General features: G+C 60.4%; 23 protein-coding genes. 9 read left to right on the top strand and 14 right to left on the bottom strand.

From position 1 onward, the window contains the following. Positions 1-164: 164 nt before the first annotated feature. Entirely contained in the window at positions 165-803 is a 639-nt protein-coding gene (locus tag AB7M25_RS01840) for a TetR/AcrR family transcriptional regulator (RefSeq protein WP_429519498.1), read from the top strand. A 175-nt stretch (positions 804-978) separates the two neighbouring features. Here AB7M25_RS01840 and AB7M25_RS01835 read toward each other — a convergent pair whose 3' ends face one another. From AB7M25_RS01835 to AB7M25_RS01795, 9 genes are all read right to left on the bottom strand, one after another. After that, entirely contained in the window at positions 979-1,194 is a 216-nt protein-coding gene (locus tag AB7M25_RS01835) for a TOBE domain-containing protein (RefSeq protein WP_007967989.1), read from the bottom strand. 33 nt (positions 1,195-1,227) lie between these two features. Next, positions 1,228-2,034: an aliphatic sulfonates ABC transporter ATP-binding protein gene (gene ssuB / locus AB7M25_RS01830; RefSeq protein ID WP_429388260.1), complete on the bottom strand. Its 807-nt coding sequence runs from the start codon at positions 2,032-2,034 to the stop codon at positions 1,228-1,230. Next, the gene (gene ssuC, locus AB7M25_RS01825) at positions 2,031-2,813 is read right to left on the bottom strand and encodes an aliphatic sulfonate ABC transporter permease SsuC (protein WP_007976348.1); all 783 of its coding nucleotides are present in this window, start codon (positions 2,811-2,813) and stop codon (positions 2,031-2,033) included. The genes ssuB and ssuC overlap by 4 nt, the downstream gene beginning before the upstream one ends. Before the next feature lie 9 nt (positions 2,814-2,822). Beyond that, on the bottom strand, positions 2,823-3,971 hold the full coding sequence (gene ssuD / locus AB7M25_RS01820; RefSeq protein WP_015097281.1) for an FMNH2-dependent alkanesulfonate monooxygenase: 1,149 nt from the start codon (positions 3,969-3,971) through the stop codon (positions 2,823-2,825). Positions 3,972-4,012: 41 nt separating this feature from the next. Then, a complete protein-coding gene (locus tag AB7M25_RS01815; protein ID WP_454236922.1) occupies positions 4,013-4,978 on the bottom strand; it encodes a sulfonate ABC transporter substrate-binding protein in 966 nt (321 codons plus the stop codon). Positions 4,979-5,083: 105 nt separating this feature from the next. Beyond that, positions 5,084-5,677, bottom strand: coding sequence for an NADPH-dependent FMN reductase (gene ssuE, locus AB7M25_RS01810; RefSeq protein WP_007976342.1), 594 nt, complete (start codon positions 5,675-5,677; stop codon positions 5,084-5,086). A 298-nt stretch (positions 5,678-5,975) separates the two neighbouring features. Next, positions 5,976-6,614 (bottom strand): peroxiredoxin, encoded by a 639-nt coding sequence (locus AB7M25_RS01805; RefSeq protein WP_429388254.1) that lies wholly within the window; start codon positions 6,612-6,614, stop codon positions 5,976-5,978. 291 nt (positions 6,615-6,905) lie between these two features. Continuing rightward, on the bottom strand, positions 6,906-8,246 hold the full coding sequence (locus AB7M25_RS01800) for an OprD family porin (protein ID WP_104450204.1): 1,341 nt from the start codon (positions 8,244-8,246) through the stop codon (positions 6,906-6,908). Between the two features lie 412 nt (positions 8,247-8,658). Then, positions 8,659-10,014, bottom strand: coding sequence for an OprD family outer membrane porin (locus tag AB7M25_RS01795; protein ID WP_429388252.1), 1,356 nt, complete (start codon positions 10,012-10,014; stop codon positions 8,659-8,661). 370 nt (positions 10,015-10,384) lie between these two features. Here AB7M25_RS01795 and tauA point away from each other — a divergent pair, with 370 nt between their 5' ends. Then, the gene (tauA, locus tag AB7M25_RS01790) at positions 10,385-11,368 is read left to right on the top strand and encodes a taurine ABC transporter substrate-binding protein (protein WP_429388392.1); all 984 of its coding nucleotides are present in this window, start codon (positions 10,385-10,387) and stop codon (positions 11,366-11,368) included. A 56-nt stretch (positions 11,369-11,424) separates the two neighbouring features. On the opposite strand, the gene argA is transcribed toward tauA, so the two are convergent. Both argA and argE read right to left on the bottom strand, forming a co-directional pair. Continuing rightward, positions 11,425-12,723: an amino-acid N-acetyltransferase gene (gene argA / locus AB7M25_RS01785; protein ID WP_007978929.1), complete on the bottom strand. Its 1,299-nt coding sequence runs from the start codon at positions 12,721-12,723 to the stop codon at positions 11,425-11,427. A 247-nt stretch (positions 12,724-12,970) separates the two neighbouring features. Next, on the bottom strand, positions 12,971-14,140 hold the full coding sequence (gene argE, locus AB7M25_RS01780) for an acetylornithine deacetylase (RefSeq protein WP_429388250.1): 1,170 nt from the start codon (positions 14,138-14,140) through the stop codon (positions 12,971-12,973). Positions 14,141-14,297: 157 nt separating this feature from the next. Between argE and AB7M25_RS01775 the strand changes: the two genes are divergently transcribed. Beyond that, positions 14,298-15,665: a CYTH domain-containing protein gene (locus tag AB7M25_RS01775; protein WP_454236921.1), complete on the top strand. Its 1,368-nt coding sequence runs from the start codon at positions 14,298-14,300 to the stop codon at positions 15,663-15,665. A 108-nt stretch (positions 15,666-15,773) separates the two neighbouring features. On the opposite strand, the gene AB7M25_RS01770 is transcribed toward AB7M25_RS01775, so the two are convergent. Next, positions 15,774-16,238: an Lrp/AsnC family transcriptional regulator gene (locus tag AB7M25_RS01770; protein ID WP_008015415.1), complete on the bottom strand. Its 465-nt coding sequence runs from the start codon at positions 16,236-16,238 to the stop codon at positions 15,774-15,776. 126 nt (positions 16,239-16,364) lie between these two features. Here AB7M25_RS01770 and AB7M25_RS01765 point away from each other — a divergent pair, with 126 nt between their 5' ends. The 5 genes from AB7M25_RS01765 (at position 16,365) to AB7M25_RS01745 (ending at position 20,427) form a co-directional block, all read left to right on the top strand. Further along, the gene (locus AB7M25_RS01765; RefSeq protein ID WP_454236920.1) at positions 16,365-16,703 is read left to right on the top strand and encodes a hypothetical protein; all 339 of its coding nucleotides are present in this window, start codon (positions 16,365-16,367) and stop codon (positions 16,701-16,703) included. 90 nt (positions 16,704-16,793) lie between these two features. Next, positions 16,794-18,578: a GspE/PulE family protein gene (locus AB7M25_RS01760; RefSeq protein WP_429388247.1), complete on the top strand. Its 1,785-nt coding sequence runs from the start codon at positions 16,794-16,796 to the stop codon at positions 18,576-18,578. An 84-nt stretch (positions 18,579-18,662) separates the two neighbouring features. Continuing rightward, the gene (locus tag AB7M25_RS01755) at positions 18,663-19,583 is read left to right on the top strand and encodes an SPFH domain-containing protein (RefSeq protein ID WP_429388245.1); all 921 of its coding nucleotides are present in this window, start codon (positions 18,663-18,665) and stop codon (positions 19,581-19,583) included. Between the two features lie 8 nt (positions 19,584-19,591). Beyond that, on the top strand, positions 19,592-20,041 hold the full coding sequence (locus AB7M25_RS01750; RefSeq protein ID WP_429388243.1) for an NfeD family protein: 450 nt from the start codon (positions 19,592-19,594) through the stop codon (positions 20,039-20,041). Between the two features lie 68 nt (positions 20,042-20,109). Further along, complete coding sequence (locus tag AB7M25_RS01745; RefSeq protein ID WP_007978921.1) at positions 20,110-20,427, top strand: DUF2388 domain-containing protein; 318 nt, start codon at positions 20,110-20,112, stop codon at positions 20,425-20,427. 172 nt (positions 20,428-20,599) lie between these two features. Here the strand turns inward: AB7M25_RS01745 and gcvP are convergent, their stop codons facing one another. After that, the gene (gene gcvP / locus AB7M25_RS01740; protein WP_429519503.1) at positions 20,600-23,473 is read right to left on the bottom strand and encodes an aminomethyl-transferring glycine dehydrogenase; all 2,874 of its coding nucleotides are present in this window, start codon (positions 23,471-23,473) and stop codon (positions 20,600-20,602) included. Positions 23,474-23,627: 154 nt separating this feature from the next. On the opposite strand from gcvP, the gene AB7M25_RS01735 reads away from it, so the two are divergent. Beyond that, positions 23,628-24,767, top strand: coding sequence for a DegT/DnrJ/EryC1/StrS family aminotransferase (locus tag AB7M25_RS01735; RefSeq protein WP_429388238.1), 1,140 nt, complete (start codon positions 23,628-23,630; stop codon positions 24,765-24,767). An 84-nt stretch (positions 24,768-24,851) separates the two neighbouring features. On the opposite strand, the gene gcvH is transcribed toward AB7M25_RS01735, so the two are convergent. Continuing rightward, positions 24,852-25,235, bottom strand: a complete 384-nt coding sequence (gene gcvH, locus AB7M25_RS01730) for a glycine cleavage system protein GcvH (RefSeq protein WP_116579697.1) — start codon at positions 25,233-25,235, stop codon at positions 24,852-24,854. Between the last annotated feature and the right edge of the window lie 16 nt (positions 25,236-25,251).

The raw sequence follows: 25,251 nt of genomic DNA, 5'->3' as shown, positions 1-25,251 counted from the left end.
CTGCGGCGGATCGCTGGCAAGCCAGCTCCCACAGGGTTCTTTGTCGACCACAAATCGGGTGTACGAAACCAATCCCTGTGGGAGCGGGCTTGCCCGCGAAGGCGTCCGGGCAGACAACACACAACCCGACTCGTACAATGCCCCCTGCCCCGCAGGAGACTCCAATGACACGCGTAGCCCCCCCCCGCAAACCCCGCGCACGCAGCCAGGCCCGGATCGATTCGATACTCGATGCGGCCCGCACGCTGTTGGCCGCCGAGGGCGTGGCCAGTCTGTCGATCTACAGCGTCGCCGAGCGCGCGGAGATTCCGCCCTCCTCGGTCTACCATTTCTTCGCCAGCGTGCCGGCGCTGCTCGAAGCCTTGACCGCCGACGTCCATGCGGCCTTCCGCGCGTGCCTGCAAGCACCCATCGATCATCACGCCCTCGGCAACTGGCGCGATCTGTCGCGCCTGGTGGAACAGCGCATGCTCGACATCTACGCAGAGGACGCCGCCGCCCGCCAACTCATTCTGGCCCAGCACGGCCTGACCGAAGTCACCCAGGCCGACCGCCAGCACGACCTCGAACTGGGCGAGCTGATGCACAAGCTGTTCGATCACCACTTCGAGCTGCCGACGCTGCCGAGTGATGTCGATGTCTTCGCCCTGGCCATGGAGCTTGGCGACCGGGTGTATGCGCGCTCGGTGCAGCAGCACGGGCAGATTACGCCACGCATGGCCGAGGAAGGGATGCGGGTGTTTGATGCTTATGTGGGGTTGTACCTGCCGCCCTATCTGCCCAAGCGCGGCATTCCAGCCTGAGATATTTATTGGTCACGCCGACCTCTTCGCGAGCAAGCCCGCTCCCACATATGAAATGCATTCCCCTGTGGGAGCGGGCTTGCTCGCGAAGGCCGCGCCACGTATCCCAAGACAAGCACACATAAAAAACCCCGAAGGGCTCAAACCCTTCGGGGTTGTTGTTTACGCATGTGGCTTACAACTTGGCGATCGACACCTCGGTGGATTTCACAAACGCGATCACTTCACTGCCCACCGCCAGTTCCAGCTCTTTCACCGAGCGCGTGGTGATCACCGAAGTAACGATGCCGGAAGCGGTCTGCACGTCGATTTCCGACAGCACGTCGCCGAGGACGATTTCCTTGATGGAGCCTTTGAACTGGTTGCGAACGTTGATGGCCTTGATAGTCATGATGTTGATTCCTGTCGTTGGGTAAGACTTGAGTTATTGAGCCCAGCGCAATTGCGTAGGCAAGGGTGAAACAGGTTCCGGCTCCGGTGGCTGGCCGGGCAGCGCCAGCACGCGATTGAGAACTTCGGTTTCCAGCGCCGCCAGCCGATGGGATCCGCGCACTCGAGGGCGCGGCAGTTCCACGTGCAGGTCGAGGCCGACTTCACCGTCTTCGATCAGGATCACCCGATCGGCAATCGCCACCGCTTCACTGACGTCATGGGTCACCAGCAACACCGTGAAGCCGTGCTGCTGCCAGAGCCGTTCGATCAGTTGCTGCATTTCAATTCGGGTCAGGGCATCCAGTGCACCCAAGGGTTCGTCGAGCAACAGCAGGCGCGGCTGATGAATCAACGCACGGGCCAAAGCCACGCGTTGCTTCTGTCCACCGGACAACGCTGCCGGCCATTCATTGGCGCGGTCGGCCAGGCCCACCGCGTCCAAGGCTTCAAGCGCTTGCGGCCGCCAGTTGCCCTTGAGGCCCAGACCGACGTTGTCGATGATCTTTTTCCACGGCAGCAAACGCGCTTCCTGGAACATCAGCCGCGTGTCTTCCCGCGCCTCACTCAATGGCGCGGCACCGGCGAGCAATTCACCACCGGTGGGCCGGTCAAGGCCGGCGAGCAAGCGCAGCAAGGTGCTTTTGCCGCAACCGCTACGACCCACCACGGCGACAAACTGGCCCGCCGGAATGTGCAGGTCGATCTCGCGCAGCACCTGCCGCGCGCCAAAGGTTTTTTGCAGCTTGCGCACCGCCAGCGGAATGCCGCGCAGCAGGCGTGGAGGTTGTTCCGCGATCATGCCGCACCTCCCTTGGCTACCTGATACGCCGGGTGCCAGCGCAGCCACACACGCTCAAGTCCACGGGCCGCGAGGTCGGCCAGTTTGCCGAGCACCGCGTACAGCAGAATCGCCAGCACCACCACATCGGTCTGCAAGAACTCCCGGGCATTCATCGCCAGATAACCGATACCGGAACTGGCGGAGATGGTTTCCGCGACGATCAACGTCAGCCACATGAAGCCGAGGGCGAAGCGCACGCCGACGAGAATCGAAGGCAGCGCCCCCGGCAGGATCACCTGCCAGAACAGACTGAAACCGGTCAGGCCATAGCTGCGCGCCATCTCCACCAACGCCGGGTCGACATTGCGGATGCCGTGATAGGTGTTGAGGTAGATCGGGAACAACGTGCCCAGCGCCACCAGGAAAATCTTCGCCGACTCGTCGATGCCGAACCACAGGATCACCAGCGGAATCAGCGCCAGGTGCGGCACGTTGCGGATCATCTGCACCGAACTGTCGAGCAGGCGTTCGCCCCACTTCGACAGGCCGGTAATAAAACCAAGGGTCAAACCGATGCCGCCACCGATGGTGAAACCCAGCGCGGCACGCCAGCCACTGATCGCCAGGTGCGTCCAGATTTCGCCGCTGCGCACCAGGCTCACGCCAGCTTCGATCACGGCAACCGGCGCCGGCAGAATCCGTGTCGACAACCAGCCCGCCGACACACTCAACTGCCACACCGCCAGCAACAACACCGGCAACGCCCAGGGCGCGAGACTGTGGATGATTTTCTTCATGGCCGCGCCTCAGCTCTGGGACGCAGCTTTAGGCAGAATGTCGTTGGCGACCATCTCGCCGAACGGACTCACGTAACCCGCACTTTTCGGCAGTTCAGGACGCTCGACATCGAGGTGCGGGAACAGCAGTTCGGCGACTCGGTACGACTCTTCCAGGTGGGGATAACCGGAGAAAATAAAGGTGTCGATGCCAAGGTCCGCGTACTCCTTCACGCGGGCGGCCACGGTCGGGCCATCGCCCACCAGCGCCGTACCGGCACCGCCACGCACCAGGCCGACACCGGCCCACAGGTTCGGGCTGACTTCCAGGTTGTCGCGGCTGCCGCCATGCAATGCGGCCATGCGCTGCTGACCGACCGAATCGAAGCGCGCCAGCGACGCCTGGGCACGAGCGATGGTGTCGTCGTCGAGATGGGAGATCAGCCGATCCGCGGCTTTCCAGGCTTCATCGTTGGTTTCGCGCACGATCACATGCAGGCGAATGCCAAAGCGCACGGTGCGTCCGAGCTTCGCGGCCTTGGCGCGAACCTGTTCGATTTTTTCCGCCACGGCGGCCGGCGGCTCGCCCCAGGTCAGGACCATTTCCACCTGTTCGGCAGCCAGGTCTTGCGCGGCATCCGAAGAGCCGCCGAAGTACAGCGGCGGGCGCGGCTGCTGGATCGGTGGATAGAGCAGTTTCGCGCCCTTCACGCTGATGTGCTGGCCGTCGTAATCAACGGTTTCACCTTCCAGCACGCGGCGCCAGATACGGGTGAACTCCACGGAAGCCTGGTAGCGCTCTTCGTGGCTGAGGAACAGACCATCGCCCGCCAGCTCTTCCGGATCACCGCCGGTCACCAGGTTGAACAGCGCACGGCCGCCGGACAGACGATCCAGGGTCGCGGCCTGACGCGCCGCTACCGTCGGGGAAATGATCCCGGGGCGCAGGGCGACAAGGAACTTCAAACGCTGGGTCACCGGGATCAGCGACGCCGCCACCAACCAGGAGTCTTCGCAGGAGCGCCCGGTGGGAATCAGCACACCGCCAAAACCCAGTCGGTCCGCCGCTTGCGCGACTTGTTGCAGGTAACCGTGATCAACGGCGCGGGCGCCTTCGGCGGTGCCAAGGTAATGGCCGTCGCCGTGGGTAGGCAGGAACCAGAATATATTGAGGCTCATATGGAGTGGTCTCCTTGGGGAATCGATTTACCGGGCTTTCATTACTGAGCTTTGGCAACAGCTGCCGGCGGCGTCCAGATCACGTCTTTGATGCTCAATTGCTTTGGAATCAGCTTGAGCTGGTAGAAGGAGTCGGCGATTTTCTGCTGTGCCGCGACCACTTCCGGGGTCAGGAACAACGCGCCGTAGCCCTGGCGTTTCACCGAAGTGCGGGTGATGTCTGCCGACAGGCCGAGCAGTGGCGAGACTTGCTGGGTCACGTCTTCAGGATTGGCCCGGGACCACTCGCCGACCGCGCGCACTTCTTCCACCAGGGTCTTGATCACCTCGGGATTTTTTTGCGCGTAGGGTTTGGTCGCCAGGTAGAACTGATGGTTGTCGACGATGCCCTGGCCATCGCGCAGGGTGCGCGCTTGCAACTGTTGTTCGGCGGCGGCCTGGTACGGGTCCCAGATGACCCAGGCGTCGACACTGCCACGCTCGAACGCAGCGCGGGCATCGGCCGGCGGCAGGAATACGGTCTGGATGTCGGTGTATTTGAGGCCGGCGTCTTCCAGTGCACGCACCAGCAGGTAGTGCACGTTGGAGCCCTTGTTGAGCACGACCTTCTTGCCCTTGAGCTCTGCCACCGACTTGATCGGCGAGCCCTTCGGCACCAGGATCGCCTCACTGTGCGGCGCTGGTGGTTCATAGGCGACGTAAAGCAGATCGGCGCCGGCCGCTTGGGCGAACACGGGCGGCGTCTCGCCGGTAACGCCGAAGTCGATGGAGCCGACGTTCAAGCCTTCAAGCAGTTGCGGGCCACCGGGGAATTCAGTCCATTGCACGTCCACGCCTTGGGCGGCGAGGCGTTTTTCCAGGGTGCCCTTGGCTTTGAGCAGCACCAGGGTGCCGTATTTCTGATAGCCGATTCGTAACGTCTCGGCCTGGGCTTGAGTAATGGCGCCGAAGGTGACAGCCGCAGCAAACAGAGCGACCAGACCACGACGCAAAATGACAGGGCGCATGGCGCTCTCCTTTTTGCAGTTGGGTTTTGGCTGCACCTGCTTGCCCGTTGGCGGGCGAGTAAGGCCAGTACTTCAATTTTCGGTGGGGCTAATGTTCAGTGGAGCTCATATGCTCCAGCGAGCACTCAACAAACGTTCATTCAACAGGTTCGGATCGAGCGGCTTGGGCCGTCGTGCCATGGCGCTGAGAAACAGCTCCAGCGATTCATTCAGCCGTTGCTCCAGCTCGGGCGCCAACTGCGCCAGGGCGCTGCCTTCGCCGTAAGCGATCTGGCTGTCGACGGCGAAAATCCCGTGGAGCATTTCCTGGGCTTTCAACGCCGACAGCACCGGCTTGAGCGCGTAGTCCACAGCCAGCATGTGGGCGATGCTGCCGCCGGTTGCCATCGGCAATACCACCTTGTGGCTCAGGGCGCGTTCGGGCAGCAGATCCAGCACGGTTTTCAATGCGCCGGAAAACGAAGCCTTGTACACCGGCGTAGCGATCAGCAGGCCATCGGCGTTTTCAATCTGTTGCAGCAGGTCAATGACCTTCGGGCTGTCGAAGCGTGCATGCAGCAAGTCTTCGGCCGGGAAGTCCCGTACCTGATAACTCACCACCTCCACGCCCTGTTCTTGCAACCAACTCCTGGAGCGGTCCAGCAGCACCCCGGAACGGGAGCGTTGACTGGGACTGCCTCCGAGTGAGACGACCAACATTCAGACGATTCCTTGAGCGGTGTTGGCGATTCGCGGTTTGCGATCTCGCTTCGATGGAGTGACCTTAACAGCTGATTCATATATCTATAAATCATATTTATTCATTTGGTTATGCATTATAGAGATATACAAATCGACTTCATTCGGGCAAAAAAAAAGGCCGTCGAAACGGCCTGAAATCCCCTGCTTAGAGAACCTCCGAACACATACCTGTAGGAGCTGGCTTGCCAGCGATGGCGGTGTATCTGATACACCGCGTTGTATCTATCGCCGGCAAGCCGGCTCCTACAAAAAAGGATCAGCGATTGGGCTGCGGCGTCAGGCGCAGGTAAGGCTTAACGGCACGATAGCCCTTGGGAAAACGCTGTTTGATTTCCTCTTCATCCTTGAGCGACGGCACGATCACCACTTCATCACCGTCCTGCCAGTTGGCCGGCGTGGCCACCTTGTAGGTGTCGGTGAGTTGCAGCGAGTCGATCACCCGCAGGATTTCATTGAAATTGCGCCCGGTGCTCGCCGGGTAGGTAATCGTCAACCGAACCTTTTTGTTCGGATCGATCACGAACAGCGAACGCACAGTCAGGGTGTCGTTGGCGTTGGGATGGATCAGGTCGTAGAGGTCCGAGACTTTGCGGTCGGCGTCATCCAGGATCGGAAAGTTGACCACGGTACTCTGCGTCTCGTTGATGTCCTCGATCCATCTGTGATGCGACTCCACAGGGTCCACGGACAGTGCGATAGCCTTGACACCGCGTGCCGCGAACTCATCCTTGAGCCTGGCGGTGAAGCCCAGTTCGGTGGTGCATACCGGCGTGAAATCCGCCGGATGGGAAAACAGCACGCCCCAGCTATCGCCCAGCCACTGATGGAAACGGATGATGCCGGCGCTGGAGTTCTGTTCGAAATCGGGGGCGATATCGCCAAGTCTGAGACCCATGGTGCTGCTCCTGGTGAGTGCTTGATGGGTTCAACTGTGCCTGTGTTTTTTATCTATTAAAAAGAATAAATATCGATTTATTTAGATCATTAAGAAATATTAAAGATCTGTTCACTGGACGTGCACGCACAACCCGCCGAACATCGGCCACGAGGTTCGAGAAGGCCTTGAGTTGCTGCAAAGAGGGAACTTCAGGACGGGATTACGGGGGTGAACCCGTCCTGAACATGTAAAAGCCCCGCCCGGTGCAATACCGGGCGGGGCTTTTTTGCATCGGTTACGCGAGCGCTATTACAACAGCGGGATCGAGTAGCTGACGATCAGGCGGTTTTCGTCCTGCGAACGGGTGTTCGGCAGGTCGGTGCGCCAGGTAGCGTTTTTCCACGCCAGGCCCAGGTTCTTCAACGGACCTTCCTGCACCACGTAGGCAACACTCAGGTCACGCTCCCACTCGGAAGCACCGTTGGCCGCCTGGCCACCCTTGGCGTTGACGGTATCGATGCTGTCGCCGTGCAGGTACACCAGACCCGCGGTCAGGCCAGGTACGCCGACCTTGGCGAAGTCGAACGAGTAACGTGCTTGCCAGGTTTTCTCGCCGGCACGGCCGAACTTCTGGATTTGCGAATCGGTGATGGTGTAGTTCGACGAACCGTCACCCTGGTTCAGCCAAGGGAAGTCACTGCTGCCGTTGCTGACCTGGTAACCGCCACCGAAGGTATGACCGGCAACCGAATACAGGAACAGGCCGCTGTACAGGTTGTTGTCGACCTTGCCTTTACCGTTTGGTGCGTTGTAGTTGCCAGTGGTGAAGTACAGAGGGTCGTGGCCGTTGGCACCGTCGTCGGAACTGTTGAAATAACGGAAGTCCGACTTCAACACGCCCGGGCCGATTGCCCAGTTGTGGACCAGACCCAGGAAGTGCTGCTTGTAGAACTCTTCCAGCTTGCCGTAGTAGTACTGGGCCGTCAGGTCCTTGGTGATCTTGTAGTCGCCACCGGCATAGATGAACTTGTTGCTGTCGCGGAACTTGGTACCGCGAGTGTTCGCACCGGAAATCGACATCTGCTCGTTGTTGCTGGAGTTACGCCCTTTAACGGCTTCGATCTGACCAGCGACCAGCGACAGGTCCTTGATCTCGGCGGAAGTGATCTGGCCACCCTGCCAGGTTTGCGGCAGCAGACGACCATCGTTGGTCACGATCACCGGGTTTTTCGGCTGCAGGGTACCCAGCTTCAATTCAGTCTGGGAAACCTTGGCTTTGGCGGTCAGGCCCAGGCTGGAGAAATCATCTACCGCCTCGCCGTTGGATTTGCTCGGGAAAACCGTGCCGCCGTAAGAGGTCGCCGTGGCGCCGTTGGTACCGCCGCCCGAATCCAGCTTGACGCCCAACAGGCCGATCGCATCGATACCGAAACCGACGGTGCCCTGGGTGTAACCGGAGATGAAACGCAGGTCGAAGCCTTGGCCCCACTCTTCGTTTTTGTTGGGACCGGTACCGTCGCGGTTGTCGGTGTTGATGTAGAAGTTACGCAGCCCCAGTGTTGCCTTGCTGTCTTCGATGAAACCCGCGGCGTTTGCCTGCTGGGCCAATACCCCGACGGCCACAGCCATGGCCAAGGTGGACTTGTTCATGTTTCGCTCCTCTCGTTTCTAGTTCTGATGTTCCTGGTCCCGAATCGATTGCCCGGGATCCTGAATGCATAAATTCGCGGCAAACCGTCTAAGCCGGTCGTTTGGCGGGCGGCAGGATACATGGCCTTAAAGCCAAAAAGAATTTCTTTGGTTTTTTTAATATCACTGTGGAATATGGCTTCCCACGGCAGATCCGAGGTATCGGCGGCAAGGCCAATTCCTGAAACTGATCAATTGTCGAGGGACGAAGCTGCCAAATCCGAGTTCAGGGATGAGTGTCGGACAGGCGCACTTTAGTGTGCGGATTGAAAAACTAAAAAGAATAAAAAAGAAATAGTATCTTTATTTTTGGAATATAAAGCGCGACACGAAAAAAAGCCCCGTCAACGGACGGGGCTTTTTCTTGCGGCTCTTACATGAAGCTGTAGGTGTAGTTGAAGATCAGACGGGTCTGGTCTTGATCAAGGGTGCTGGTGTTGCCACGGTAGGTACCGTGACGCAACGTCGTACCAAACCCTTTCAGTGCACCGGTTTGAATCACGTAGTCCACACGCGCGTCAGTCTCGTGCTCGCTCAGGTCTTTACCGACACCGTTGGTAGCCTTGATGTCCTGGCCATTCAAGTAACCAATCGAAGCTTTCAACCCTGGTACACCCAGGGAGGCGAAGTCATAGGAGTACTGACCGAAGGTGGTGTTTTCACCGGCACGGATAAAGCTGCCCACGGTGGCATCGGTAAACGAGTAGAAGCTGGCGCCGCCGGCACCTTCTTGACGACCCTGATCATCGATAAGGCTGCCCTGGTTCAAGAACACAAAGCCGCCGTCATCGTTGACGCGCTGATGCCCGAGCAGGAACGCGTGGCCACCCAGGGTATAGGTGAACATGGCACTCCAAGTCTTGTTATCGACCACGCCCCTTTCTTTGGCAAAGCCATTGTTGTTGTTGAATTGATAGCCGGCGTCGCCGTTCTTGCCGTCGGAGCTGCTGTCGAAATAACGGATATCGGTCTTGAACGACTGATTGGCCGCGATCGGGTAGACGTGCACCAGGCCGAGGAAGTTCTGCTTGTAGAAGTCTTCCAGGTTCGCATAGTAGTACTGCAGCGTGAGGTCTTTGGTGACCTTCCAGTCAGCACCGCCGTAGAGGAACTTGTTGCTGTCCTTAGTAGCGCCAGCCACAGACAGGCCAGTGGAGTTCGAGGAGGCGCGACCCGACGCATGCTCCAGTTGACCAAAGTTAAAGGTCACGTTGTCGATTTCTTTGGAGGAGATGGTGCCACCGTCAAAGGTCTGCGGCAGCACACGACTGTCGTTCGCGATCAGGATCGGCAGGTTAGGTGCCAGAGCGCCACCCAGGTGGGCTTCGGTCTTCGAGAAGCGAGCCTTGACGTTGCCATCCAGACGGCTCCATTCGTCGGCCGCCTTATCGCCATCGCTAGGGAAGAACGAGTTGGCGTTACCGGTCGGGTGATGCCCCTTGCCGCCATCCAGGTGGATACCCATCACAGCTTGGGCGTCGATACCAAAACCTACCGTACCCTGGGTGAATCCGGACAGGTAATCGAACTTGAGACCCTCAGCGGTTTCGCGCTGACGGTTGGCAGGAAGATCGTTAGCAGGAGAACTCAGACTTGAACGCACATCGGCGTCGTAATACATGGTGCGGGAACTGATGGAAGCCTTGCTGTCTTCCAGGAAACCTGCGGCGCCTGCCTGCTGCGCCACTACCCCTACGGCCACGGCCAAAGCCAAGGTGGACTTGTTCATTGTGAAGCTCCTCTCGATTCTAATTCTTGTATTCCTGGTCTCGAGTCGACGCCCGAAATCCTAAGATGCGCGATTAGCGCCAGACCGTGACCCATAAGTCAATCGTAACTATATGTGTCTACGACCATAGTCTAACCCCCGTTTTTTTGGTCCCTGCTGGGTCATGAATTCGTCATGAACCTGAAAAGAATTACCCGATTCTTTTCTAATACCGTTTAGGAATTTAGCTCCCCGATCGCCATTCACCCCAGAATAGAGGGTTTGGACCATAAGCTAATTCCTAATCGGTATTTATTTTTACTTTTTTAGATCGTTTAGTTTTTGACGCAATTCGGAAACAAATTCTTTACCGAAAGGCGGCCCCATGACGATCAAACGCGCACTATCCGGATCAATTGTTACAGTTTGTGTATCGCTCGCATTTTCCTTCACCGCTCAGGCGGCGAACCTCACCGTCGGTTATCAAACCGGAATCGACCCCAGCAAAGTCCCCCAGGCCGATGGTCTTTATGAAAAAACCATCGGCCAGCCCATCGACTGGCGGCGCTTCAACAGCGGCCCGGAAGTGGTCACGGCGATTGCCTCGGGTGATGTGCAAATCGGCAATCTCGGCTCCAGTCCGCTGGCCGCTGCCGCCTCGCGCAACCTGCCGATTGTCGCGTTCATCGTCTCGGCCCAGATCAATGCCGCCGAAGCGCTGGTGGTGCGCAACGGCAGCGGCATCGAAAAACCGCAAGATCTGATCGGAAAGACCATCGCCACGCCCTTTGTTTCGACCTCCCACTACAGCCTGCTCGGTGCGCTGAAGCACTGGGGCCTGGACAGTTCGGAAGTCAAAGTGGTGAACCTGCAGCCAGCAGAAATCGCCGCCGCCTGGAAGCGCGGCGATATTGACGGCGCGTTTGTCTGGTCGCCCGCATTGGGGGAAATCCGCAAGACGGGCAAGACCCTGACCGACGCTGCGCAGGTCGGCCAATGGGGCGCGCCAACCTTTGAGGTCTGGGTAGCGCGCAAGGATTACGCACAGAAGCACCCAGAGGTGGTGGCCAAATTCGCCAAGGTCACCCTGGATTCGTTCGCCGACTATGCCGCCCATAAGGACCAATGGACCGTTGATTCGGTGCCCGTCCAGAAAATCGCCAAACTGACCGGTGCAAACGCCGTCGATGTACCGGAGCTATTGGCCGGTTCCGCATTCCCGGATGCCAAGGCGCAACAGAGCACCGCGCTGCTGGACGGCGGCACGGCCAAGGCCATTGGCGAGACGGCGAAATTCCTGAAGGAGCAAGGGAAGGTGGAGACAGTGCTGCCGGACTATTCGCCGTATGTCAGCGCGAAGTTTGTCACCGAGTAATCCACTGAAAACCTGTGGCGAGGGAGCTTGCTCCCTCGTCACAAAAAGCTGCTGGGTTACAGGGCTTTTTCGAAGATCTTCGAATTACGCTGATAGTTGTACAGCGACGCCCGTGCCGACGGCAGGCGGTCGACGCTGCTCGGTTCGAAACCACGCTCGCGGAACCAGTGCGCGGTGCGGGTGGTGAGGACGAACAAGGTTTTCAGTCCCTGAGCCCGCGCGCGGGTTTCAATACGCTCTAGCAGCTCATCACCGCGACCGCCATGGCGGTACTCCGGATTCACCGCCAGACACGCGAGTTCACCCGCGTCCGAATCGGCGATCTGATACAGCGCCGCACAGGCGATGATCATACCTTCGCGTTCCACCACACTGAACTGCTCGATTTCGCGCTCCAGCACCTCGCGGGAACGGCGCACCAGGATGCCCTGCTCTTCCAGCGGACTGATCAAATCCAGCAAACCACCGACGTCTTCAATGGCCGCTTCGCGTACCACTTCGAACTGTTCCTGAGCCACAAGGGTGCCGCCACCGTCGCGAGTGAACAGCTCGGTCAGCAACGCACCGTCTTCGGCGTAACTGACGATATGGCTGCGGGCCACGCCGCCACGGCAAGCTTCGGCCGCGGCATCGAGCAACTCTGCCTGATAATTACTGCCCAACCGTTGCAGATGCGCCGGCACTTGCTGCGGACGCAGCTCGCGCACCAGGCGCCCATGTTCGTCGATCAGGCCCAGGTCGGCGCCGAACAGCAGCAGCTTGTCGGCGCCCAGGTCGATGGCCGCGCGGGTGGCGACGTCTTCGCAGGCCAGGTTGAAAATCTCACCGGTCGGCGAATAGCCCAGCGGCGACAGCAGTACGATGGAGCGCTCGTCCAGCAGACGGTTGATGCCCTTGCGGTCGACCCGGCGCACTTCGCCGGTGTGGTGATAGTCGACGCCTTCAAGCACGCCGATCGGTCGAGCCGTCACCAGGTTGCCGCTGGCCACCCGCAGGCGCGAGCCCTGCATGGGCGACGAAGCCATGTCCATCGACAGGCGAGCCTCAATGGCAATGCGCAACTGGCCGACCGCGTCGATCACGCACTCCAGGGTCGCGGCATCGGTGATACGCATGCCGTGATGGTAATGCGGGGTCAGGCCGCGGGCCGCGAGGCGCGCTTCGATTTGCGGCCGGGAACCGTGGACCAGCACCAGGCGCACGCCCAGGCTGTGCAATAGCACCAGGTCATGGACGATATTGCCGAAATTCGGGTGTTCAACGCCGTCGCCGGGCAGCATGACGACAAAGGTGCAATCGCGGTGGGCGTTGATGTAAGGCGAAGCGTGACGAAGCCAATTGACGTATTCGGGCATGAACCTGGGCCTGTAATAAATAGCAGCCGAAAAAAGGGCGAAACTGAAAACGCACAGCGGGCTGATGGTTATCGTCGGAACAGGCTTGGCGACACGCGCGCTCTCCTCATGAATACGGGTTTGGAAACTGGCAATTTATACTATCAAACCTGTAGGAGCCGGCTTGCTGGCGATGAACGATGATGCGGTTCACCTGCTGGACCGCATCGCCTGCATCGCCAGCAAGCCGGCTCCTACAGTCATGTGCCTAACAGACCGGCGTTGGTTTTTGCGCCGGTGTCAGGCAATAGTGTTCGATCAGTTGCCTTAATAGATGCACCGTAGGCTGCAAACGTGACATTTCGAGGTATTCCCCCGGCTGATGGGCGCAAGCGATATCACCCGGGCCAAGCACCAGCGTTTCACAGCCAAGGCGCTGAAGATAAGGTGCTTCGGTGCCGAACGCCACTGCTTCGGCGTTGTGACCGGTAAGCTTTTCGGCAAGTCGCACCAGTTCGGCGTCCTCGGCCTGTTCGAACGACGGCACGTCGGGGAACAACGGCGCGTAATCGATCTTGACCTGATGCCGCTCGGCAACCGGCTTGAGCTTTTGCAGGATCTCGGCACGCAGGACCTTGGGGTCCATGCCGGGCAGCGGTCGCAAATCGAATTCCAGCGAACACTGGCCGCAGATGCGGTTGGGATTGTCGCCGCCATGGATGCAGCCGAAGTTCATCGTTGGCGTCGGCACGCCAAACTGTGGATTGCGGAATTCGCGCTGCCACAACAAGCGCAGGCCACGCAGTTCGCCGATGGCATCGTGCATGGCCTCCAGGGCGCTGTGGCCCAGGCGCGGGTCGGAAGAGTGGCCGCTCTGCCCGAGGATGTCGATGCGCTCCATCATGATGCCTTTGTGCATGCGGATCGGCTTGAGTCCGGTCGGCTCGCCGATCACCGCCGCCCGCCCCAGCGGCCGCCCCGCTTCGGCCAGCGCGCGGGCACCGGACATCGAGCTTTCTTCATCGCAGGTGGCGAGAATCAGCAATGGCTGTTTGAACGGTTGATCGAGCAGCGGTATGACCGCTTCGATCGCCAGGGCGAAAAACCCCTTCATGTCGCAACTGCCCAGGCCGACCCAACGACCGTCGACTTCCGTCAGCTTCAGCGGGTCGGTTTGCCACAGCGCACCGTCGAACGGCACGGTGTCGCTGTGCCCGGCCAGCACCAGGCCGCCGGGGCCGGAACCGAAACTGGCCAGCAGGTTGAACTTGCCGGGGTTGATCTGCTGGATCTCGCAGGTAAAACCCAGCTCACCGAGCCACGTCGCCAGCAGATCGATGACCGGGCGGTTGCTTTGATCGAGTCTGGGCTGGGTACAACTGACGGACGGCGCGGCGATCAGCGCCGCGAACTGTTCTTTCATCGACGGCAATGGCATCGCTGACTCCCGGCACCCGAATTGAGGTTCATCATAGAACCAACCGATGACAGGAATAAACCGTCTCGGCGCGTACTAACCTTGAGTCCTGTACACTGCACGACCTTGGCAGCCACACATTCCCCCGGCTGCGCTCCCGATCCTGGATTTTCCGGCCATGCAGAAAGAAACCGAAATCAAACTCCGCGTCAGCCGCGAAACCCTCGCCGCCCTGCGCGAGCACCCCTTACTGAAAAAACGCAACAAAAGTGGCTGGGAACGCCGTGAGTTGATGAATCAATACTTCGACACCCCAGAGCGCGATCTGGCCCAGGCCAAAGTCGCCCTGCGCCTGCGCAAGGATGGCGAAGAAGTGATCCAGACCCTCAAGACCCGCGGCCAGAGCGTCGCCGGCCTGTCGGTGCGTAACGAATACGACTGGAACCTGCCCAAAGCCAAGCTCGACCTGAAGAAACTCGACGGCGAATGCTGGCCCGAGGAACTGGCCAAACTGGACAAGAAAACCCTGAAGCCGATCTTCACCACCGACTTCGTCCGCGAGCGCGCGGAAATCGCCTGGGGCCGCGGCAAGACCAAAGTGGTCATCGAAGCCGCCCTGGACCTCGGCCACGTAGTGGTCGGCAAGCAGAAAGAAGAAATCTGCGAGCTGGAACTGGAACTGCGTGAAGGCGAGCCGGCCGCATTGCTGGAACTGGCCGCCGAGCTGGCCGAGAAACTGGCGCTGATGCCATGCGATATCAGCAAGGCCGAGCGCGGATATCGCCTGTACGACGCCCACAGCTACTCATTGAGCCTGCCGGCGCCGCAGATCACGGCCGAAACACCGCTGGACGACGCGTTCTCCGCACTGAGCTGGCACTTGCTCGGCAGCAGCCAGCGCCTGGCTGAGCAATATCGCTTCAACGGCCACTGGCGCCTGTTGCAGGACTGGGTCGAGTGCCTGGCCGAAATGCGCGCGCTGATCAGCAGCCTTGGTCAAGCCGCACCACGTCAGTCGACTCACGATCTGCGCATCGCCCTTGATGCCTTGCTGGAAGACTGGCGTCCGCTGGTCCAGGCCGGCCTGGACGATGAAGACGTGCGCAAAGCCGCGCCCGAACAGTTCCTTGAAGAACTCGAAGACCCGCGCTGGGGCCTGTTCTCACTGACTACCTCGCGCTGGCTGCTGGCCCGCACCTGGGCTGCCGACCGCAACACCCGTGGCAATCGCCAGGGCGCTGCGCAACTGGGCAGCTGGTTGCCACGCCTGCTGGGCGAAGAAGCCAACTCGCTGCAATTGCAACGCTACCAGCAGCAACCGGAAGATCTGGCCGAGCAACTGCCGCGCATCGAACGCATCCAGGTCTGGCTGCACCATGCGCGTAACGTGCTGGAGATCCCGGAAATGGATCGCCTGTACGGCGAGCTGAACAAACTGGCGCAACTGGCCAACGAATCGATCACCGACGAAGTCCTGGATGCGCGCAAGCAGCAGGCGATTGCGGTGTATCAGAACCGTGCCTGGAAGATGTTGCTGCGTCTGTAACACCGCCTTCGCGAGCAAGCCCGCTCCCACACTGGATCTGTGATCGACACAAATCCCCTGTGGGAGCGGGCTTGCCCGCGAAGAGGCCTGCACATTCACCACAAAACATCAGACCGGCAAACTCGTCGTGGACTTGATCTCCGACAACGCCACGATCGAGTTGACCTCCTGAATCCCCGGCACCATCGACAGTTTCTCGAAGAAGAAGCGCTCGTACGCCTCGATGTCCGCCGTGACAATCCGCAGCAGAAAATCCACCGCCCCCATCAGCACGTAGCACTCCAGCACTTCTGGAAAGCCGCGAATCGCCTCGGTGAATTCGGTGAAGTTCGAACGCCCGTGGGCATTGAGTTTCACCTCCGCGAAGATCTGCGTGTTCAGGCCGATTTTCTTGCGGTCGAGCAAGGTCACCTGGCCGCGAATGATGCCCTCCTCCTTCATCCGCTGGATCCGCCGCCAGCAAGGCGATTGCGAAAGGCCCACCTGCTCGGCGATCTGCGCGCTGGAGAGCGAAGCGTCCTCTTGCAGCAAGGCGAGGATCTTGCGGTCGTAGCTGTCCAGTTCGCTCTGCATAAAAAAACCTTTAACCTCTCAATATATGAATTGATCAAGTCTGTGTACCTGCCATTTGGCCAATCATAGAGAAGAAATACCCGGCACAGGATGTAAATATTTCTCCAGTAATTCTGGAGCCTGACCATGCCGTATCTCGAAGCCGTGAACACCCCACCTACCCGCGCCGATGTCTGGAACGCCAGCAATGCCCATTGCCGTGTTCACTATCAAATGCGGGCCGAGGCCGAACCGGACCTGCTGTGTCGCGCTCTTAATTTGTTCGCCTTGCAATTGCTCACACCGGAACAGATCAACGTGCAGCGCCAGGACGGCTGGCTGACCATCGAGATCGTCATCGACGGTTTGAGCTGGCACCGCGCGCAAGTGATAGCGGAAAAACTTCGTAACCTGATCTGCGTCTGCTCGGTAGAGCTGCAGGAAGCTGACTCCGCCTGGGCCGAAACGGTACGGGCGGCGGGCTGAAAAACGCCGAAACGGCTTCGTCGGGTAGTGGCCCAGCGGTCAGCCGGGCCACGGCTATCCTTTGCGCACTGTCGTTCAAAAGGAGCCCGCATGTCCGTACAACTCGCCTTTCAGGACCGCTGGCTGGATCTCAATGATGTGCTGCGCGAACTGGTCGCGCAGGGCTTTATCAGCCAGGATTCGGCCGAACACGCGCTCAATGCCCGGCGCCGCAACGCCACCCATGGCCAAATGCATCCGCTGGAGTTCATCGCCAGCCAACAGTTGGAGGACCTCAGCCGCCCCGGCAAACCGCTGGACCTGGAAAGCCTGACCCTGTGGCTATCCCGGCACGCCGGACAGCCTTATCTGCGCATCGATCCGTTGAAAATCAACGTCGCGGCCGTGACCCCGCTGATGTCCTATGCCTTCGCCCAGCGTCACAAGATCCTCGCGGTAGCGATCGACCGTGATGCGGTGACCGTGGCCAGCGCCCAGCCTTATGTCAGCGGCTGGGAGGCTGACCTGACCCACGTGCTCAAATTGCCGATCAAGCGCGTGGTGGCCAACCCGGTGGACATCCAGCGCTTCAGCGTCGAATTTTTCCGTCTGGCCAAATCGGTCACCGGGGCCAACAGCGCCGACCCGCACGTCAGCACCCTCGGCAATTTCGAACAGTTGCTCAACCTCGGCGCCAGCGACCAGGAGCCGGACGCCAACGATGCCCACATCGTCAACATCGTCGACTGGCTGTTCCAGTACGCGTTCCAGCAACGCGCCAGCGACATCCACATCGAGCCCCGTCGCGAGCAAGGCACGGTGCGCTTTCGCATCGACGGCGTGCTGCACAACGTCTATCAATTCCCGCCCCAGGTCACCATGGCCATCGTCAGTCGCCTGAAAACCCTGGGGCGCATGAACGTCGCGGAGAAACGCAAACCCCAGGACGGCCGGGTGAAAACCAAGACCCCGGACGGCGGCGAAGTTGAACTGCGTTTGTCGACACTGCCCACCGCCTTCGGCGAAAAAATGGTCATGCGGATCTTCGACCCGGACGTCCTCCTCAAGGACTTCGACCAGCTCGGTTTCTCCACCGACGACCTGCGCCGTTGGCAGGACATGACCCGCCAGCCCCACGGCATCATCCTCGTCACCGGGCCGACGGGGTCGGGCAAGACCACCACCCTCTACACCACCCTGAAAAAACTGGCGACGCCGGAGGTCAACCTCTGCACCATCGAGGACCCGATTGAAATGGTCGAGCCGGCGTTCAACCAGATGCAGGTCCAGCACAACATCGACCTGACCTTCGCCGCCGGCGTGCGTGCGCTGATGCGGCAAGACCCGGACATCATCATGATCGGCGAGATCCGCGACCTCGAAACCGCAGAGATGGCGATCCAGGCGGCGCTCACCGGGCACCTGGTGCTGTCGACCCTGCACACCAACGATGCGCCCGGCGCCATCAGCCGCCTGCTGGAACTCGGCGTGCCGCATTACCTGATCAAGGCCACAGTGCTTGGCGTCATGGCCCAGCGACTGGTGCGAACCCTGTGCCCGCACTGCAAGGCGCCGCTGACGCTGGGCGAAGATGACTGGCAAACCCTGACCCGCCCCTGGCAGGCCCCGCTGCCAGGCAATGCGCAACGAGCCATCGGTTGTGTGGAATGTCGCGACACCGGTTATCGCGGTCGTGCCGGGGTCTACGAAATCATGCAACTCAGCGATGGCATCAAGGCGTTGATCAGTCCTGATACCGATCTGCTGGCCGTGCGGCGCCAGGCATTCAAGGAAGGCATGCGCAGCCTGCGACTGTCGGGGGCGCAAAAGGTCGCCGCCGGGCTGACGACCATCGAGGAAGTGCTGCGCGTGACGCCCCAGAGCGAGCAGAACTGAGCCCTGCCGTTCTTATCCGCCATCGGCACCGCTACACTCCAGCGATTGCAACTCAACAGATCCATACATCAACAAGGAATCGTTATGCAGATCGGTAGTGTGCTTTTGCTTTTTGTCGGCCTGGTGGTCGCCATTCTGTTCATGGGCTTCAAGGTCGTGCCCCAGGGCTTTGAATGGACCGTCGAGCGTTTCGGGCGTTACACCAATACGCTCAAGCCGGGGCTGAACATCATCATTCCGGTCATGGACCGCATCGGTCGCAAGATGAATGTGATGGAAAGCGTGCTGGATATTCCGCCACAGGAAGTCATCACCGCCGACAACGCCACGGTGCAAATCGACGCGGTGTGCTTCTTCCAGGTGGTCAACACGGCCCAGGCCGCCTACGAGGTCAACAACCTCGAGCACGCCATTCGTAACCTGTTGCAAACCAACATCCGCACGGTGCTCGGCTCAATGGAACTTGACGCCATGCTCAGCCAGCGCGACGGCATCAACGAAAAACTGCTGCGCACCGTCGATGAAGCGACCGCGCCGTGGGGCATCAAGATCACCCGGATCGAGATCAAGGACATCAGCCCACCCGCCGACCTGATGGCGGCGATGAGTGGGCAGATGAAAGCCGAGCGAATCAAGCGTGCACAGATCCTCGAGGCCGAAGGCCTCCGTGCTGCAGCGATCCTGACCGCCGAAGGCAAGAAGCAGGCCCAGATCCTCGAAGCCGAAGGCAGCCGGCAGGCCGCCTTCCTGGAGGCCGAAGCCCGCGAGCGGCAAGCCGAGGCGGAAGCCCAGGCGACCAAAGTGGTGTCAGAAGCCATCGCCAGTGGCAACGTGCAAGCGGTCAACTACTTCGTGGCGCAGAAGTACATCGATGCGCTGGGCAAATTGGCTTCGGCCAACAACAGCAAAGTGATCCTGATGCCACTGGAAGCCAGTTCGATGATCGGCGCGGTGGGCGGCATTGGCGAAATCGTCAAAGCCACTTTCGACAACAAGAAAGCCTGAGGCCCGCCATGTGGGCATTTTTGCAGCATCTTTCGTTCTGGGACTGGTTGGCGCTGGGCACGGTGCTGTTGATTCTTGAAGTGTTCGGCGCCGGCGGCTACCTGCTGTGGATCGGTATGGCAGCGGCTGCCGTCGGCGTTCTGACCTTCCTCCTGCCGGGCCTGTCGTGGGAATGGCAGTTCCTGTCGTTCGGCCTGCTGTCGATCGCCACCGCGTTGTACTGGTGGCGGCGTCAGCGCACGGCGACCCGTCCAAGCGATCAGCCGCACCTGAACCTGCGTGGCCAGGAGCTGATCGGCAAGACCTTCGTGGTGCATGAAGCGATTGTCGACGGCCGCGGCAAAATCAAGGTGGCCGACGGCGTGTGGATGGCCCGCGGGCCGGACGCTGCCATTGGCAGCCGCGTGCGGGTGGTCGGCCAGCAAGGCGCGATCCTGCTGGTCGAAACGGCGGAATAGGTAGCCACGGAACTCGATTGCAGGTTGGCAATCCAACCGCGTAGTCAACCCAGTGGAGTCACCCTGTCATGCGTTTCAAACTTGCTGTCGCTACCGTCGCGCTGTTGTCCCTGCCTGTCGGTTCGGCGATGGCCGATACTTTTTGGCGTAACGTTCTTACGTCCGGCGCGACCACCGGTTCGAGCTATCTGACGTCCAAGGATCACAAGCTGGTCGTCGCGGCCCAGGACGATGCCAGCAGCTTCGTCGCCAGTGACGGCAGCATCCGCGGTCCGTACCTGGAAGCAGCCATGCAGAAAGTCCGTGCCGACAACCCGGGCTTGCAAGCCACTGACATGGAACTGGCGAATGCGATCCTGGCGAAGAATGCCGTGGCGTCTGAATAAACGTTGCGAATGAAAAATGCCGCTCACATGAGCGGCATTTTTTTGCCCCACATAAAACCCCGTGGGAGCGGGCTTGCTCGCGAAAGCGGTGTGTCATTGAGCATAAATCTGGCTGACACGACGCCTTCGCGAGCAAGCCCGCTCCCACAGGGGTTATGTATTGCCTGGGAGGTCAGCGGTAGTCGTCGACCGGCACACACGCACAAAACAGGTTCCGATCCCCATACACATTGTCCACCCGGTTCACCACCGGCCAGTATTTGTGAGCCTTGGTATGCGCGTCCGGCGTGACGGCTTGCTCGATGCTGTACGGCCGCTCCCACACGCCGGTGATATCGGCCAGCGTATGCGGCGCACCTTTCAACGGGTTTTCCTCCGCCGGCCAATTACCGTTCTGCACCTCGTTGATTTCCGCGCGGATGCTCAGCATTGCGCCGATAAACCTGTCCAGCTCCGCTTTCGATTCACTTTCGGTCGGTTCGACCATCAGCGTCCCCGGCACCGGGAACGACATGGTCGGGGCATGGAAGCCGTAGTCCATCAGGCGTTTGGCGACGTCCTCTTCAGTGATGCCGGTCAACACCTTGAGCGGTCGCAGGTCGAGGATGCATTCGTGGGCCACCCGTTCGTTGCGTCCGGTGTACAGCACCGGAAAGGCACCGGACAAATGCCGCGCGAGGTAATTCGCAGCCAGGATCGCCACTTCGCTGGCGTCCGCCAGTTGCGGCCCCATCATGGCGATGTACATCCAGCTGATCGGCAGAATGCTTGCGCTGCCCCAGGGCGCCGCGCTGACGGCGCCATTTTGCGGCTGCGGCCCGTCGATCGGCACCACCGGATGGTTGGCCACGAACGGCGCCAGATGCGCCCGGACTCCGATCGGCCCCATGCCCGGACCGCCGCCACCATGGGGAATGCAAAAGGTCTTGTGCAGGTTCATGTGCGAGACATCGGCGCCAATATCCGCCGGCCGCGCCAGCCCCACCTGGGCGTTGAGGTTGGCACCATCCATGTACACCTGGCCGCCGTGATGGTGGATCACTTCACAGATTTCGCTGATGCCTTCCTCATACACGCCATGGGTCGAAGGATAGGTCGCCATCAGGCAGGCGAGTTTGTCGGCGGCCTGCGCGGCTTTTTCCTTGAGGTCATCCAGATCGACGTTGCCTGCCTCGTCACACTCGACGATCACCACGCGCATCCCGGCCATTTGCGCCGACGCGGGATTGGTGCCGTGCGCCGACGAAGGAATCAGGCAAATATCGCGGCCGCCCTGTTGCCGGCTCTCATGGTATTTGCGGATCGCCAGCAGCCCGGCGTATTCGCCTTGGGCACCGGAGTTGGGCTGCATGCAGATGGCATCGAAACCGGTGATCGCGCACAACCAGCGCTCCAGTTCCTCGATCATCAGCCCGTACCCGGCGGCCTGCTCTTTTGGCACGAACGGGTGCAGGTTGGCGAACTGCGGCCAGGTGATCGGGATCATCTCGCTGGTGGCGTTGAGCTTCATGGTGCAGGAGCCCAGCGGGATCATCGATTGATTGAGTGCCAGGTCCTTGTTTTCCAGTTGCTTGAGGTAGCGCAGCATCTCGGTTTCGCTGTGATGGGCGCTGAACACCGGATGGCGCAGATAAGGTGAAGTTCGCACCAACCCTTGGGGAATTCCGCCAGGCAGGACTTCGGCATCCAGGTCCTCGATACTGAGCCCGTGATCAGCCCCCAGAAACACGTCGAACAGCTTCGCCACGGTGGTTTCGTCGCAGGCCTCGTCAAGGCTCAAGCCCAGTTGTCCGCGCCCGAGAATGCGCAGGTTGATCTGCGCGGCCCGGGCACTTTCGATGATCGCGGTCTGGGTTCCGCCGACCTCCAGCGTCAGAGTGTCGAAGAAGTGCCGGTTGACCCGAGTGATGCCCTTGCGCTCAAGCCCCGCGGCCAGGATGCAGGTCAGCCGGTGAACCCGCTGGGCGATTCGCCTGAGCCCTTCCGGGCCGTGGTAGACCGCATAGAAACTGGCGATATTGGCCAGCAGCACCTGGGCCGTGCAGATGTTGGAGTTGGCCTTCTCCCGGCGGATGTGTTGCTCGCGGGTTTGCAGGGCCATGCGCAGGGCGGTGTTGCCCCGTGCATCTTTCGAAACACCGATGATCCGCCCAGGAATCGCCCGTTTGTACTCATCGCGGCTGGCAAAAAATGCCGCATGCGGCCCGCCGTAGCCCATGGGCACGCCAAATCGCTGGGACGAGCCGAACACCACATCGGCGCCCAGTTCACCCGGCGGGGTCAGCAGCAACAGACTCAGCAAGTCCGTGGCGACACAGGCCAGGGCCTGTTGCGCGTGCAGGTGATCGATCAGCGGTCGCAGGTCGTGGATGTCGCCGTGGGTGTCAGGGTATTGCAGCAGCGCACCGAACACCTGGTGCTGCTTCAAGTTATCCACAGCATCGACGATCAGCTCGAAGCCGAAACCTTCGGCGCGGGTCTGCACCACGGAAATGGTTTGCGGGTGGCAGTTTTCGTCGACAAAGAACAGGTTGCTTTTGGACTTGGCGACCCGCTTGGCCAGGGCCATCGCTTCCGCCGCGGCGGTGGCCTCATCGAGCAGCGAGGCGTTGGCCAGTTCCAGACCGGTCAGGTCGATGGTCAATTGCTGGAAGTTCAGCAGCGCTTCGAGCCGCCCTTGGGCGATCTCCGGTTGATAGGGTGTGTACGCAGTGTACCAACCGGGATTTTCCAGCACGTTACGCAGAATGACCGCCGGCGTGAGGGTACCGTGGTAGCCCATGCCGATCAGGCTGGTCCAGACCTGGTTCTGCTCGGCATAACCGCGCAGCTTGGCCAGCGCGGCTTCTTCATCGAGCGCCGGGGGCAGGTCCAGCGCCCGGTTGAGGCGGATGCCCGGCGGCACCGTTTGCTCGATCAATTCGACCCGGCTGCCCAGGCCAAGGCTGTCGAGCATCGCCTGTTGCTCGGCGGCATCGGGTCCTAGGTGGCGGCGCAGAAAGGCATTGGGGTCGTGTAACTGGCTCAGGGACGGCAACTGGGACATGACGGGCTCTCTCTTGACTGGCGCTCAGCGTCGATGCAACACGGTCAAACCAGCATAGCAGTCGATCTCCGCGTGGATGGCGTGGCGTCGTCGGCCAATCCGGCTCATCATGTCCGGCGCCTCTTTAATGTCCGCTGATCGGGTGACCGTATCCATGAGCCAACTGCCGTTCCTGCCGTTTTCCAAACCCACCATCGATGAAGCCACGATCGCCGCTGTCGGTGACGTATTGCGCTCGGGCTGGATTACCAGCGGCCCCAAGGTCCAGGCCTTCGAAGCGCAACTCTCGGAGTATTTTGGCGGGCGCCCGGTACGCACCTTCAATTCCGGCACCTGCACCATGGAAATCGCCTTGCGTATTGCCGGGGTCGGGCCGGGCGATGAAGTGATCACCACGCCGATTTCCTGGGTGGCCACCGCCAACGTCATCCTGGAAGTCGGCGCCACCCCGGTGTTTGCCGACATCGACCCGGTGACGCGCAATATCGATCTGAATCAACTGGAAGCGGCGATCACTCCACGCACCAAGGCCATCATCCCGGTGTACCTCGCCGGATTGCCCGTGGACATGACGCGTCTGTACGCACTGGCGAAGAAGTACAGCCTGCGGATCGTCGAGGATGCGGCCCAGGCACTGGGCTCCAGCTGGAACGGCCAGCGCATAGGCTCGACTGGTGATTTCGTGTCCTTCAGTTTTCAGGCGAACAAGAACGTCACCTCCTCAGAAGGCGGTTGCCTGGTGCTGAATACGCCCGAAGAAGTGCGACTGGCAGAGAAATACCGGCTGCAGGGCGTTACCCGCAACGGCTTCGATGGCCTGGACGTCGACGTGCTGGGTGGCAAATTCAACATGACCGACGTCGCCGCGGCCATTGGCCTGGGACAATTCGCTCATATCGAAGCCATCAGCGCTCATCGCCGTGAGCTGGCCCGGCACTATTTCGCCTGCTTTGGCGAGGATTTCGAAGCGCGGTACGGTGCGCAACTGCCTCCGGCGGATTTCACCCACAGCAACTGGCATTTGTTCCAGCTGGTGTTACCGGAACGTACGGATGGCAAACCGGCACGGGCGACGTTCATGGAGCAGATGCAGGCTTTGGGTGTCGGGATCGGCTATCACTACCCGCCGATTCACCTGTTGAGTCTTTACCGCGAGCGCGGTTTCAAGGAGGGCATGTTCCCGGTCGCCGAGCGGGTCGGTCGGCTGATTGTCTCGCTGCCGATGTTCACCGCGATGAGCAAAGCCGATGTCGAGCGTTCGGTGGCGGCGGTGAAAGCAGTACTCAAGCCTTGATCCACCCTTGTAGGAGCCGGCTTGCCGGCGATGGCGATTTCGAGGACGCCATCGCCGGCAAGCCGGCTCCTGCAGGGGCGAGTGTTACTCGCCGATGGCGGCCTTGTAGCCGGCGGCATCCAGCAGTTTTTCCAGATCGGCGGTGTTGCTTGGCTTGAGCTTGAAGATCCACGCGCCGTACGGATCGGAGTTGAGCAGCTCAGGCTCAGCACTCAGCGCTTCGTTGACCGCGATCACCTCACCGGCAATCGGGGAGTAGATATCAGAAGCGGCTTTGACCGATTCAACGACACCCGACTGATCACCGGCAGCAAACACGTTGCCAACTTCGGTCAGTTCGACGAACACCACATCACCCAGCGCTTCCTGCGCGTGATCGCTGATGCCCACGGTGACGGTGCCATCGGCTTCCAGACGTGCCCATTCGTGACTTTCGGCAAAACGCAGGTCGGCAGGGATATTGCTCATGTTCTGTGTCCTCAGG

It is taken from the genome of Pseudomonas sp. AP3_22 TE3818 (assembly GCF_053628995.1).
The sequence above is the reverse complement of the archived record's forward strand: the minus strand, read 5'-3'. Positions and strand labels throughout refer to the sequence as shown.